We start from the raw sequence: 12,213 nt of genomic DNA, 5'->3' as shown, positions 1-12,213 counted from the left end.
TTAAGTAAGCCTATCCTAAGATAGACCCATGCCTTCCTCTCCCCCGGCACCTCCGGAGGCGGTCTCCCCGCCGCGCCTGTCGAAGCCGCGCACCCGGAGCGCACGAGTTCTCGTCCCCGGCGGTCTCGGCCTCGCGCTCGTCGTCGCGGTGGTCGTGTCCGCAGGGATCGGCCAGCTCCCCGTGCCTCCGGACGAGGTGCTCGGTGCGCTGCTGCGCCCGCTCGGCGCGACCGCGTTGCGGCAGCCGGACGAGATCGCGACCGCGACGCTGTGGTCGATCCGGTTCCCGCGCGTCGCGATGGCGATGCTGGTCGGTGCGGCGCTGGCCGTCGCGGGCCTGCTGATGCAGGCGGTCTTCGGCAACCCTCTTGCCGAGCCGGGAGTCGTCGGCGTGTCTTCCGGGGCCGCGGTCGGCGCAGGGGTCTGCATCGTCTTCGGGCTGAACGCACTGGGTCCGTGGACCGTGCCGGTCTTCGCCTTCGTCGCCGGTCTCGGCGTCAGCCTCGCCGTCTACGCGCTCAGCCGCGCCGGCGGACGCACCGAGGTGGTCACGCTGATCTTGACCGGCATCGCCGTGAACGCCGTCGCCGGTGCGGCGATCGCGCTGCTCACCTTCCTCGGCGACACCCAGTCGCGGGAGCAGATCGTGTTCTGGCAGCTCGGCAGCCTCGCGGGCAGCCGATGGCCGCAGGCAGCCGTGATTCTGCCGCTCCTCCTCGTCGGCATCTTGATCGCACTGCTCATCGCGCACCGGCTCGATCTGCTCTCGCTCGGAGAACGCACCGCCGGGCATCTCGGCGTGCACGTGGAGCGTCTTCGCCTCGGAACGATCGTGCTCGTCGCGCTGCTGGTGGGCGCGGCGGTCGCCTTCGCCGGGATCATCGCGTTCGTGGGTCTGGTCGTGCCGCACCTCATGCGGATGATCCTCGGGCCCTCGCACCGTGCGCTGATCGTGGCGAGCGCTCTGGGCGGTGCGCTTCTGCTCACTCTTGCGGACCTCGGGGCGCGCATCATCGTGCCGATGGCCGATCTGCCCCTGGGCATCCTTACCTCACTGATCGGCGGTCCGTTCTTCTTCTGGCTGCTGCGCCGCACCCGGCGATCCGCGGGAGGCTGGGCATGAGCGCGTCGACGGTCTGCGAACTGCGCGCGGTACAGGTCGTGCGCGGCGGGAGGACGCTACTCGACGGCGTGGATCTCGCGCTGCACGCCGGCGAGGTGCTGGCCGTGCTCGGACCCAACGGGGCCGGCAAATCGACCCTGCTGGGCGTGCTCGCCGGGGACGTGCGCCCTGACGCCGGTGATGTGCTCGTCGACGATCGAGCGCTGACGGCCTGGAGCCTGGGCGATCTGTCTCGGCGACGCGGAGTGCTGCTGCAGGAGAACGGCACGGCATTCCCTTTCGCGGTGCATGAGGTGGTGCGCATGGGACGAGCTCCGTGGCGTCGCACCCCGAGATCCGCGGAGGACGACGAAGCCGTCTCCGAGGCGATCTCCGCCGCAGACATCGCCCATCTCGCCGAACGCGCCGTACCGACCCTGTCGGGCGGCGAGAGGGGGCGCACGGCGTTCGCGCGGGTGATCGCCGGGCGCACGGGCATGCTGCTGCTGGACGAGCCGACGGCCGCCCTCGACCTCGGGCACCAGGAGGCGCTGCTGTCGCTCGCTCGAGCGCACGCGCAGGCCGGGGACGCCGTGCTGATCATCCTGCATGATCTGAATCTGGCCGCCGCCTTCGCGGACCGGATCCTGCTGCTGCAGGAGGGGCGGGTCGCCGCCTGCGGGACGCCCGCCGAGGTGCTGACCGAGGCGACGGTGTCCGCCGTCTATCGCACGCCGGTCGAGGTGATCCCGCACCCGGTCACCGGCCACGGCATCATCCTGCCGCGGCGCCCGGTCTGAGGGGCGCCGCGGCAGGGTGCCGTGGTCGAGTCGGGCCCTCAGCGACGCCGGCGGATCGCGACCGCGGTGGCGACCGCTCCTCCGCCGACGACGACGGCGCCGAGTGCGATCGGGATCCACGGCACGGTGGCCGGCTCGGCCGCAGCCGTGTCCGCGTGCGCCCCCGCGCGCGTCGGCGACGGGGTCGACGCCGGAGTCGGCTCCGGGGCGGCGCAGGAGAGCTGGACGCTCGCGGTGACCGGATCCAGTTCCTCACCCTCGGCGTAGAAGCCGCCGAAGACGGGCGCCCCCGCGGCGCTGAGCGTCATCGGCGTCGCGGTGAGAGTCAGCGTTCCCGCGGTCGCGTCGATCGCGGGAGCAGCAGCCAGCATCCCGATCTCGGCCTGCTTCTGGTCCACGGCGGGAGCGCCGGAGGTGTCGGTGCCGCGCACGTCGAGCAGCAGCACCGCTCGCCCGTCGCCGCCGATCTTCAGTGTCGGCGACGAGATGGTGAGATCGAGGATCCCTCCGTGCCCCGTGAAATGCACGGCGCCGGGGAAGGTCACGTGTCCCGATCCGCCGACGGGGTCGATCTCGCCGGTCGCCCCGGTGAAGGCGAACGAGGGCGTGGCGTAGGTCGCGCCGGCGCTCGTCTCCCAGCTCCCCTTGGCGATGCTGCCCGAGATGTAGGAGCGGAAGGACTCCTTGACGCCCCAGGCGAGCACGCCGCCCTGGACCGTGCAGGCGGGCGACGACGAGACCGTCGTCGGCTCCGGCGTCGCGGCGGTCGCCGCGGGCGCGGCGATGAGTGCGCTGCCGAGAAGAACAGCGGCGAGGGCGGACAGGCGTGTGATGTTCATGAAGCCTCCATGCATGAGGATGCCCGCCCGTCATCCGTCGGGCGGGCATCCGTCATCGGTTCGATCAGGCCGCGCGACGGCGGCGGACGGCGACCAGGGCCAGCCCGGCGAGGAGCATCAGGACGCTCATCGCGATCGGGAAGGCCGGCGAGTCGCCTCCGGTCATCGCGAGCGTTCCGCTCGCCGCATCCGTCGTCTCGTCGCAGGGCGTCTGCGCGCCGAGCTCGACACGGAAAGAGACCGGGTCCAGCGCCGTGCCGGCGCCGTAGAACCCGGCGAACGCCGTCGCACCCGCGCTGGTGAGGGTGGCACGAGCGCCCTGCACCGACACGCTCGATCCGGAGATCGCGGCGGATCCGAACGACAGGTCGGCGAAGTGCACGGTGCCGCTCGTCGCCGGCTTGCCGGTGGTGTCGGTCGAGGTCACCTGCGCGTAGAGCGCCGCGGATCCGGACCCGTTGAGCACGATGGTCGGCGAGGCGAGCCGGAAGTCCAGCAGGCCGTTGTGCCCTGTCGCGGTGATCGCGCCGGAGAAGACGATCCGTCCTCGCGCGCCGGAGTCGGTGTTCAGCGCGCCGCTGCTCGCGGAGAAGGAGCCTCCGGAGAAGGCACCCTTCGCGATGGGGCCCTCGACGTACGAGCGGAAGCTCTGCTTGAGACCCCAGTCGAGGCTGCCGCCGTCGACGACCCGTGCGACGCAGGCGGGGATCGTCGGGCCGGTCTCCGCGAGAATCGAGGGCGTGACCACCGGGGGCTTCGGACTCGGCGCCTCGCCGACGGTGAAGGCGCGGGTCACGAACGCGATCTCCGGTGCGGGCTGGACATCGCGGAACACCTGCAGCTCGTGCGCGCCGGCGGGGAAGTCGGCCGGGACCGTCCACGTCGTGCGCGCGACGCCGGAGGCGTCCGCGACGGCACGGCCGGCATCGATCGGGTCGGAGTGCACCTCGAAGTGCACCGCATCGCCCTGCTTCAGGTTCGAGACCCGGAACGTGACGGTGTCGCCGGGGCGCGCCTGCACACCGACGGGGAGGATGATCTCAGCCGTGGGCTGAGGCTCGGGCTGCACCGGACGATCGCCGCGGAAGTCGAGCGTCGCGCCGATCTCCTGGGCGGCGTTCTTCTGTCCGCCCGCCGCGTAGGTGTAGACGCCGTAGGTACCGGCCGCGCCGTCGGCGGGCTTGAGCGTCGTCCGCCAGGTGAAGGATCCGTCGGACGCGAGCTCCACCCACTGCGCGCGCACCGTCTCGCGGTACTGCGCCGGGATCGCGTCCAGCGTCGCGGCGGTCAGCGCCCACCCCTGGGTGGCGACCTTGCGCGTGCTGGACGCCGCTCCCTGCGAGGGGCGCCAGTCGGCGCCGAAGCTGCCGAACACGACGTAGTCGCCCTGCGGAAGGGTCGCGGGCACGGGCACGCCGCGCCCGCCGACGTTGGCCGCCGGATCGAAGCCGGTGCCCTTCACCACGATCTCGTCACCGGTGTAGAGCGGCGTCCCACCCGCAGGTGTGACGCCGTCGGCGAGGAAGACCTGGACGGCCGGGGTGAATGTGCCGGGTTCGGGCTCGGTCGTGCGCCCCTTCACCGTCACCGTGACGTCGTTCGAGGCGGAGGACTGGAACGCTGCCCGGTCGTCCGGAGCGAAGCTCGCGCTGACGGCGTGCGCGCCCGCCGTCAGGCCGGACGCGGTGATCGACGCGGATCCGTTCGCGACCGCCGCGGTTCCGATGATGCCGTCGCCGTCGCGGAAGGTCACCGTCCCCGCGGCAGCCGGCGACACGGTGGCGGTCAGCAGGGTGCTGCCGCCCTCGTCGAACGTGTCGGGCGCTGCGGTGAGCACGGTGGCGGTCGGCGCGGCCGGTGCACTCACGGTCGCGGTCAGGGTGAGCGGATCCAGCGCCGTTCCGGCCGCGTAGAAGCCGCCGAAGGCCGCGGCGCCGTCCGCGGTGAGCGTGACCGCCGCGTTCGCCCAGGTGTAGGTCGCCCCGGAGACCTGCGGGGATCCCAGGGCGACCGTGGCGAACTCGACGGCGTTGCGGGTGAACAGCTCGCCGGGCTCGGTGGTGCTCTTGAACTCGCGTCCCGTCACGTCGAGCAGCAGCGTGGCCCCGCCGCCGGACACGACGATCTGCGGGTGCGTGAAGGTCAGATCCAGCGCGTTCACGCCGTTCATCGCGTGCCCGGTGAAGTGCACGCCGTCCCCCGCGCCGAACTCGACGGAGGCGTCGGCCAGGTCAGCGGAGGCGCTGCCGCTGCCGCCCGCCCAGTGGAAACCGGCACCGGTGGACCCGACGGTCTGCACCTGGCCGTGGGCGATCGGGCTTTTCACGTAGCCGACGAACGAGGACTTCACCCCCCAGTCCAGAGTGGCTTCGGACACGGTGCTGTCGGTGGGTGCCGCAGCGGCGGCCACGGGGGCCAGCAGCGCGCCGACGGCGAGTGCCGCAGAGGTGACGAGGGTGAGCAAGGCTCTCGGCCTTCGCACGGGACTGATGGTGTTCACGACGGACTGTTCTCCTCACAGGAGGTCGATCTCAGAGTGGGCGGATGGAGGTTCAGCAGATTCTCAACCTTTAGTTAGGTTAGCCTCACCTAATCAAATGGCGCAAACCACGAAACCCCCGACCGCAGGGCCGGGGGCTTCGTGGAGGAGCGCGAGTCGGGTCCGCGTCACGGGGACAGCTGCGCTGCTCCGAGGTCGAGGAACACGTCCGTGTTGAATCGGTACGCCGCACGCACCTCGTCAAGCATCCGCCGCTGCTCGTCGGCGTCGAGGCGCTCCCCCAGCTCGTCCAGCACGCGCCGGTACGAGTTCTTGAACACGGCCGGATCCCCCACGGCGGCGAAGTCGTAGAACGCGATCCCGTCGCCGTCGAGACCGAACCGTCCGGCCACGCGACGCGCGATCGCCTGACCGCCGGATAGGTCGCCGAGATAGCGGGTGTAGTGATGGGCGACGACGCCCGCAAGCCAGCCCTCGCCCGCAAGATCACGGATCCGCCCGGCGTACGCCGCCGTCGCCGGAACCGGCCTGATCCCGGCGCGCCAGTCCGCGCCGAGCAGGTGGGCGAGATCGCGCTCGAGCGCGCCCACGCGTCCGAGCCCCTCCGGGTGCAGCGCCGCGAGGAGCGGGTCGGCGGCGAGCAGGCGCGCGGCGTCGTCGAGCGCCTCATAGAGGAACCAGTGCTGAGCGGCCAGCTCCGCATACTCGCGCAGGCCGCTCCGGCCACGCATGATGTCGCTCATGAACGTGGCGCCCTCGCTGTCCCCATGATCACTCCACGTCGCCTCGCGGAGCCGGCGGGCGAAACCGTCCGGAACACCCTCCGGGCCGCCGTGCCCGTGCGGCGCCGGCGCATGCTCTTCGCGCGCAGGTACGCCGAGTCGCTCGCAGGCCGCGCGATAGAGCATCACCGCGGCACGGCGGATCTGGGATCGCTCGGCGAGCGGAGCGCCCGGCCACGGCACGACGAGCTCATGCTCGCCGTCGGCATCCGCGACCCGCCAGCGCCCCGCATCGGCGTCGAGCCCGATCATCGACGCCGATGCGGCGGCGGGGTGCCCGAAGGCACGCGCGATCAGTACGTTGTCGTCGGCGTGGTCGCCATTCATGTGGGCGGTCACCGCGGTGACGACGGCATCATCGAAAGACATGGTGATCTCCTTGGTTAGGTAAGGCTAACCAATTCAATCACGAGACGAGAGTCGAGCACAGCGCCGCGTCCCGGGCCGCCATCAGCTCGCTTCGCCTCGACGCCAACGGAGGTGCAGACAACACGACGAAGGCCCCGAGCGACTGCTCGGGGCCTTCTGTTCCGGTGGACCCAGGGGGATTCGAACCCCCGACCTCTTCATTGCGAACGAAGCGCGCTACCAACTGCGCCATGGGCCCGTGAACCAGATCAGCCTAGCACGGGCATACGGGCGGGCTCGTCATCGACGGCGGTCATCGCACCCGCCGGGCGTGTCGGATCCGCTCAGCCCGCGGCGCGCTGAGCGAGCAGCTGGCGCACGTGCGCCTCGATCTCGGCATCGTCGACGTAGCCCATCCGCGCATACGGCGACTCCTCCGCTGCGGCGGGAGCGGGCAGCTCCGCCGGCGCCGGCGGGGCGAGCTCGTCGGCCTTGCGCTGCAGCTCGGCGGCGCGGGCGGCCTCACGGGCGAGGGTCTGGGCGTCGATCGTGGCGCGGGCCGCGTGCGCGCGGGATCCTGCGACGGAGACAAGCGGCTCGGGCAGCGTCCGCGGCGTCCAGGTGCGCGGACCCTGGTCATGCAGCTCGGCCTCTCTGGACGGCACGTCCACCGCCTCGGGCTGCGCCACGGCGCGCGCGACACGGCGGACGGCACGACGGGCGACCGCCGCCATCCGCTGCAGCATCAGCAGGGCAAGCAGTGCGACGGCGCCGCCTGCCCAGAGCAGGACGGAGGATCCGGCGGCCATCAGCTGCCAGACGCCGAGGCCCACGACCCCCAGAGCGAGGACGAAGAGCACCGTGGCCGTGAGCCGGGTGCGACGTCGCGCCCGGGCGCGACGGAAGGCGGGATCGGCGTGCGTGGCCGCGAGCTGCTCGCGCAGCCGCTGCAGATCGGCCTGCTCGCGGTCCGTCTGCAGTCGCTTGGCGAGTTTCTGCTGCGCGAGCGCGGTGCGGGCGTTCAGCTCGAGCTGCACCTCACGGGGCGCCTCGCTCGTCTCCGCGAGCACGCGCAGGGCGCGGTTCAGGCGCAGCGCATTGCGCTCGGCGGCGTCGTACTGATGCTGCCCCCGCCACGAAGGCAGGAAATAGAGCAGCCACAGCAGCGCCGCGACCAGGACGATCACGCCCCCGCTCAGCACCGGCCCGTTCATGCCCTCCACGGTATGCGACAGGCCGCCCGCGACCGTGCCGACACGCGCACGCCGACCCCATGCAGCCCCGCCGCGAACCCCGCATCGGCCCCGATGCCCCCGTCGGCGAGTAGGGTCGGGCTCGTGGCCTCGTTCACCCCTCTGCAGCGGCTCGTCATCTCTGTCGCCGTGCTCGCGTCGTTCGTCACGTTCCTCGACGGCACCGTGGTCACGGTCGCCCTGCCCGCGATCAGCCGTGAGCTGGGCGGTGGCATCACCACCCAGCAGTGGGCGGTCGACGCCTACCTGATCACGCTCAGCGCCCTGATCCTGCTCGCCGGATCCGTCTCCGACGCCTACGGGCGCGTGCTGGTGATGCGGATCGGGCTGATCGCGTTCGGGATCGCCTCGGTCGCCGTCGCGGTCGCGCCCACTCCCCTGGTGCTGATCATCGCGCGCGCCGCGCAGGGCGCTGCCGGTGCGCTGCTCGTGCCGAGCTCGCTCGCGCTGATCACCGCGGTGATGCGCGGCGAGGTGCAGTCCAGGGCGATCGGGGTGTGGACGGCCTTCACCACGGCCGCGCAGCTGGTCGGACCGTTGCTCGGCGGACTGTTCGTGGATCTGCTCTCGTGGCGTTTCGTCTTCCTGATCAACGTGCTTCCGATCGCCGTCACGCTCGTGCTCCTCGGCCGGCTCCACCTTCCGGAACACGTGCGCACCACTCAGGTGGACTGGCTCAGCGGAGCGCTCTGCGCCGTCGGCCTCGGCGGCGTCGTCTACGCGCTCATCGAGCAGCCGCATCAGGGGTGGGCCTCCCCCGTGATCCTCATCACCGCGATCGGCGGCGCCGCGCTGCTGATCTTCTTCCTGCTGCGCCAGCGCCGCCCGCACCCGCTCATGCCGCTGTCCCTGTTCCGCGTGCGCAACTTCGGCTGGGGCAACCTGTCGACGCTTTTCGTCTACGCGGCGCTGTCGCTGAACGGCTTCGTCATCGGCGTCTACCTGCAGCAGGGCGCCGGGCTCAAGGCCACGGAGGCGGGCCTCGCGAGCCTGCCGATCACGATCCTGATGATCCTGCTCAGTTCGCGCGTCGGCCGGCTGGCGGGCAGGCTCGGGCCCCGGCTGTTCATGACGGCCGGCCCGCTGGTCATGGCCGCGGGCGCGCTCCTGCTGCTCCTGGTCTCGGAGCACTTCGACTACTGGTGGCAGGTGCTGCCGGCGATGATCGTCCTCGGCATCGGCCTCTCGCTGACCGTGGCCCCGCTCACGTCGGCGATCCTCGGATCCATCGAGGAGAGCCGGTCCGGGATCGCCTCCGCGGTCAACAACGCCGTCTCCCGTGTGGCCGGGCTGCTCGTGGTCGCGATGCTCTCCACGATCGTCGGCGGAACCCTGAACCTCGCCGGCTTCCACAGCGCCACCTGGGTCACGGCCGCGCTCTTCACGATCGGTGGGATCGTGTCGTGGATCGGGATCCGCCGTCCCGTCCCCGAGGCCGTGCCCGAGCCCGCCGAGGGCTGATCCCCCGTCCGGCACGCCGCGCCCACTTACGTCGAGGCCCCCTCGCAGCGCCCACGCCCCCTCGTACACGCGTCCATACGGAGGGGCGCGGACACTGCGAGGGGGCGCCGACGCATCCGAAGCTCGTGCGAGCCGTCGTCAGCCCTGAATCCCGTGCGGACGATGCAGCCCGGCGTCGCCCGGCAGCCCGGCATCGCCCGGCGCCGCGGTCGAAGGCAGATCCGACGCCGGCACGGCCGCCCAGTCCGCGGGGACGCGCCCCATCGCCCAGCGGTTCAGCACGCCCTCCGGCACGTCCTCGCGCACGAGGGAGAACGCGAGGTGGTCGCGCCAGTCGCCATCGATGTGGATGAACCGACGGCGCACCCCCTCATAGCGGAAGCCGAGCTTCTGCACGACCCGCAGGCTCGGCCGGTTCTCCGGACGAAGGCAGATCTCGATCCGATGCAAGCCCAGGTCGTTGAACGCGAGATCGGTCGCCATCGCGACGGCGGCGGGGGTGATCCCGTGCCCCGCGAAGCGCTCGCTCACCCAGTAGCCGATCGTCGCGGAGCACAGGGATCCGCGCATGACGCCCCAGATGTTGAGCTGGCCGGCGATCTTGCCGTCGTACTCCATCACGAACGGATAGCCGGTGCCGTCGCGGTACTGCTGCAGCAGCCGCCGGATGCTCACCCGCATGTCGATGCCGGTCTGCAGACCGGGCAGCGTGGCCTCCCACGGCTGCAGCCAGCTCCGGTTGGTGAGCAGCTCGTGCTGCAGCGAGCGCGCGTCCTTGGGCCGGATGAGCCGCAGCTCGACCGGTCCGTGCCGCATCGGTGCCGAGACGTCCACGTTCCGTTCAGATCCTCTCCGCGTACTCCTTGAGCCAGACCCGCAGGTCCGGCCCGAGGTCGTCGCGGTCCGCCGCGAGCTGCACGATCGCCTTGATGTACTCCAGCCGGTCGCCGGTGTCATAGCGCCGCCCGCGGAAGATCACGCCGTGCACGCCGGGGCCGTCGGGATCCGCGGCGAACTCCTGCAGCGCGTCGGTGAGCTGGATCTCCCCGCCCTTGCCCGGCGGGGTGCGCTCGAGGATCTCGAAGATCGAGGGCGGCAGCACGTAGCGGCCGATGACAGCGAGGTTCGACGGCGCCTCCTCGCGCGCGGGCTTCTCGACCAGCCCGGTCACGCGACGGACGTCGTCCGACGCTCCCTCCGGGATGCCGTCGGGGTCTGCCGTTCCGTACAGGTGGATCTGGTCGGGATCCACCTCCATGAGCGCGATCACCGCCGCGCCGCTCCGCTCGTGCTCGGCGATCATCGCAGACAGCAGCGGGTCGCGCTCATCCATGAGGTCGTCGCCGAGCAGGACCGCGAAGGAGCTGTCCCCGACATGCGTGCGGGCGCGGAGCACCGCATGCCCGAGGCCCTTGGGCTCGCCCTGGCGCAGGTAATGGATGTCGGCCATGTCGCTGGATGCGACGACGCGGGCGAGCCGGCGGTGGTCGCCCTTCTGCGTCAGCTTGCCCTCGAGCTCCGGCATCTGGTCGAAATGATCGGAGATCGCGTTCTTGTTGCGTCCGATGATGACGAGGATGTCGTCGATGCCCGCGGCCACGGCCTCCTCGACCACGTACTGGATCGCGGGCTTGTCGACGACGGGGAGCATCTCCTTCGGCATCGCCTTCGTCGCGGGCAGGAAGCGCGTGCCCAGGCCGGCCGCGGGGATGACCGCCTTGATACGTGCCTTCGTCATCTGCTCAGCTTACGGGCGCGGAGCCTTTTCGGGCCGGAGCGGGCTCCGCGGCTCCCCGGTAGAATCGAGGCCATGCCGGGCGACATCGACCATGCGAAGCGCGCGCTGCGCGCCGATCTGCGCGAGCGCCGCAGCCTGCTGTCCGATCAGCAGCGCGCCGCCGCCGAGACCGCCCTCACCGCACGACTCGACGAGCTGATCGCCACGACGGGCGCTCGTTCGATCTCCTGCTTCCTCTCCACCACGACAGAGCCGGGCACGCGGGCCTTCATCCGCGCCGCGCTCGCCCGGGGCATCCGGGTCCTGCTGCCGATCACCCGCGAGGACGGCCTGCTCGACTGGGCAGTGGCCGGATCCGACGAGGAGATCACGACGGGTCTGCACGGACTGCCGGAGCCGACCGGCGAGATCCTCAACCCGATGGCTCTGGACGAGGTGGATCTGCTGCTCATCCCGGCAGCCGCCGTCGACCGCACCGGGATGCGGATGGGCTGGGGACGCGGCTACTTCGACCGCACGCTCGGCTCGATGCAGAAGTGCCCGCCCGTGTACGCCGTCGTCTACGACTCCGAGATCCTCGACGACGTGCCCCACGATGTGCACGATCAGCCGGTCACCGGTGCCGTCACGCCGCTGCGCACCGTCGTCTTCCCCCTGACCTGACCCTCCGAACCGAGACCTGCGAGGCCCCATGCCCACCTACTCCTACGCCTGCACCGCCTGCGGGCACCGCTTCGACGCCGTGCAGTCGTTCTCCGACAGCGCTCTCACCGAGTGCCCCGAATGCCAGGGCCGCCTGCGCAAGGAGTACGGATCGATCGGCGTGACCTTCAACGGCTCGGGCTTCTATCGCACCGACTCGCGCGCGGGATCGGGGGTTTCCTCCTCGACAGGGGCATCATCGAAGTCGGAATCGACGGCGAGCGCCGCACCCGCGCCCGCCTCCGCACCGGCCTCGGGATCCTGAGGCCGAACACTTCAGGGGAGAAAGCATGATCAAGGGCTTCAGAGATTTCATCGCGCAGGGCAACGTCATCGACCTCGCCGTCGCAGTGGTCATCGGCGCAGCGTTCTCGGCAATCGTCACCACCATCGTCGACAACCTGATCAATCCGCTCATCGGTCTGCTGTTCAACGCAGACGACCTCAACGCGTTCAAGATCGGCGTTTTCGGCATCGGCGCCGTGATCGGCGCCGTCATCAAATTCCTCGCAATCGCGCTGATCGTCTACTTCGCCTTCGTGATGCCGATGAACAAGTTCAAGGAGCGCCAGGCTGCGAAGGCGAATGCAGGCGCCACGGAAGCACCCGAGGCCCTGCCCACCGAGCAGGAGCTGCTGATCCAGATTCGCGACCTGCTCGAGAAGCAGAAGTCCGCCTGATCCGACGG

General features: G+C 71.0%; 12 protein-coding genes and 1 tRNA gene. 6 read left to right on the top strand and 7 right to left on the bottom strand.

Annotated features, from left to right (window positions below):
* The first annotated feature begins 28 nt into the window (after positions 1–28).
* Both ACFC1J_RS16080 and ACFC1J_RS16075 read left to right on the top strand, forming a co-directional pair.
* A complete protein-coding gene (locus ACFC1J_RS16080; RefSeq protein ID WP_375908219.1) occupies positions 29–1,123 on the top strand; it encodes a FecCD family ABC transporter permease in 1,095 nt (364 codons plus the stop codon).
* The gene (locus ACFC1J_RS16075; protein WP_375908217.1) at positions 1,120–1,902 is read left to right on the top strand and encodes a heme ABC transporter ATP-binding protein; all 783 of its coding nucleotides are present in this window, start codon (positions 1,120–1,122) and stop codon (positions 1,900–1,902) included. The genes ACFC1J_RS16080 and ACFC1J_RS16075 overlap by 4 nt, the downstream gene beginning before the upstream one ends.
* Positions 1,903–1,940: 38 nt before the next feature.
* On the opposite strand, the gene ACFC1J_RS16070 is transcribed toward ACFC1J_RS16075, so the two are convergent.
* The 5 genes from ACFC1J_RS16070 to ACFC1J_RS16050 all read right to left on the bottom strand — a co-directional run bounded on the left by ACFC1J_RS16070 (position 1,941) and on the right by ACFC1J_RS16050 (position 7,585).
* Positions 1,941–2,741: an HtaA domain-containing protein gene (locus tag ACFC1J_RS16070; protein ID WP_375908214.1), complete on the bottom strand. Its 801-nt coding sequence runs from the start codon at positions 2,739–2,741 to the stop codon at positions 1,941–1,943.
* 64 nt (positions 2,742–2,805) lie between these two features.
* Positions 2,806–5,241, bottom strand: coding sequence for an HtaA domain-containing protein (locus ACFC1J_RS16065; protein WP_375908211.1), 2,436 nt, complete (start codon positions 5,239–5,241; stop codon positions 2,806–2,808).
* A 167-nt stretch (positions 5,242–5,408) separates the two neighbouring features.
* Positions 5,409–6,392, bottom strand: a complete 984-nt coding sequence (locus tag ACFC1J_RS16060; RefSeq protein ID WP_375908209.1) for a biliverdin-producing heme oxygenase — start codon at positions 6,390–6,392, stop codon at positions 5,409–5,411.
* A gap of 165 nt (positions 6,393–6,557) precedes the next feature.
* A tRNA-Ala gene (locus tag ACFC1J_RS16055) sits at positions 6,558–6,630 on the bottom strand.
* 85 nt (positions 6,631–6,715) lie between these two features.
* Entirely contained in the window at positions 6,716–7,585 is an 870-nt protein-coding gene (locus ACFC1J_RS16050) for a hypothetical protein (RefSeq protein WP_375908207.1), read from the bottom strand.
* A 123-nt stretch (positions 7,586–7,708) separates the two neighbouring features.
* On the opposite strand from ACFC1J_RS16050, the gene ACFC1J_RS16045 reads away from it, so the two are divergent.
* The gene (locus tag ACFC1J_RS16045; protein ID WP_375908205.1) at positions 7,709–9,085 is read left to right on the top strand and encodes an MFS transporter; all 1,377 of its coding nucleotides are present in this window, start codon (positions 7,709–7,711) and stop codon (positions 9,083–9,085) included.
* Between the two features lie 138 nt (positions 9,086–9,223).
* On the opposite strand, the gene ACFC1J_RS16040 is transcribed toward ACFC1J_RS16045, so the two are convergent.
* On the bottom strand, positions 9,224–9,901 hold the full coding sequence (locus tag ACFC1J_RS16040; RefSeq protein ID WP_375908389.1) for a GNAT family N-acetyltransferase: 678 nt from the start codon (positions 9,899–9,901) through the stop codon (positions 9,224–9,226).
* Between the two features lie 25 nt (positions 9,902–9,926).
* Positions 9,927–10,823 carry a UTP--glucose-1-phosphate uridylyltransferase GalU gene (gene galU / locus ACFC1J_RS16035; protein WP_375908202.1) on the bottom strand — a complete coding sequence of 299 codons (897 nt, stop codon included), beginning with the start codon at positions 10,821–10,823 and terminating at the stop codon, positions 9,927–9,929.
* A 72-nt stretch (positions 10,824–10,895) separates the two neighbouring features.
* On the opposite strand from galU, the gene ACFC1J_RS16030 reads away from it, so the two are divergent.
* The 3 genes from ACFC1J_RS16030 to mscL are packed head-to-tail and all read left to right on the top strand — an operon-like array spanning position 10,896 to position 12,205.
* Positions 10,896–11,486 (top strand): 5-formyltetrahydrofolate cyclo-ligase, encoded by a 591-nt coding sequence (locus tag ACFC1J_RS16030; protein ID WP_375908199.1) that lies wholly within the window; start codon positions 10,896–10,898, stop codon positions 11,484–11,486.
* Between the two features lie 28 nt (positions 11,487–11,514).
* A complete protein-coding gene (locus ACFC1J_RS16025; RefSeq protein ID WP_375908197.1) occupies positions 11,515–11,790 on the top strand; it encodes an FmdB family zinc ribbon protein in 276 nt (91 codons plus the stop codon).
* 25 nt (positions 11,791–11,815) lie between these two features.
* A complete protein-coding gene (mscL, locus tag ACFC1J_RS16020; protein WP_375908195.1) occupies positions 11,816–12,205 on the top strand; it encodes a large conductance mechanosensitive channel protein MscL in 390 nt (129 codons plus the stop codon).
* The last annotated feature ends 8 nt before the right edge of the window (positions 12,206–12,213 follow it).

The sequence above is a fragment of the Microbacterium sp. NPDC056052 genome, assembly GCF_042266785.1.
GTDB lineage: Bacteria > Actinomycetota > Actinomycetes > Actinomycetales > Microbacteriaceae > Microbacterium.
This window is presented reverse-complemented; position numbering and strand designations above follow the sequence as displayed.

What these genes read in the sequence shown, in the direction of transcription:
- ACFC1J_RS16075 (WP_375908217.1), top strand. Translation starts at nt 1,120, where the DNA reads ATGAGCGCGTCGACGGTCTGCGAACTGCGCGCGGTACAGGTCGTGCGC.
- galU (WP_375908202.1), bottom strand. Translation starts at nt 10,823, where the DNA reads ATGACGAAGGCACGTATCAAGGCGGTCATCCCCGCGGCCGGCCTGGGC.
- ACFC1J_RS16070 (WP_375908214.1), bottom strand. Translation starts at nt 2,741, where the DNA reads ATGAACATCACACGCCTGTCCGCCCTCGCCGCTGTTCTTCTCGGCAGC.
- ACFC1J_RS16050 (WP_375908207.1), bottom strand. Translation starts at nt 7,585, where the DNA reads ATGAACGGGCCGGTGCTGAGCGGGGGCGTGATCGTCCTGGTCGCGGCG.
- ACFC1J_RS16030 (WP_375908199.1), top strand. Translation starts at nt 10,896, where the DNA reads ATGCCGGGCGACATCGACCATGCGAAGCGCGCGCTGCGCGCCGATCTG.
- ACFC1J_RS16040 (WP_375908389.1), bottom strand. Translation starts at nt 9,901, where the DNA reads ATGCGGCACGGACCGGTCGAGCTGCGGCTCATCCGGCCCAAGGACGCG.
- mscL (WP_375908195.1), top strand. Translation starts at nt 11,816, where the DNA reads ATGATCAAGGGCTTCAGAGATTTCATCGCGCAGGGCAACGTCATCGAC.
- ACFC1J_RS16025 (WP_375908197.1), top strand. Translation starts at nt 11,515, where the DNA reads ATGCCCACCTACTCCTACGCCTGCACCGCCTGCGGGCACCGCTTCGAC.
- ACFC1J_RS16080 (WP_375908219.1), top strand. Translation starts at nt 29, where the DNA reads ATGCCTTCCTCTCCCCCGGCACCTCCGGAGGCGGTCTCCCCGCCGCGC.
- ACFC1J_RS16060 (WP_375908209.1), bottom strand. Translation starts at nt 6,392, where the DNA reads ATGTCTTTCGATGATGCCGTCGTCACCGCGGTGACCGCCCACATGAAT.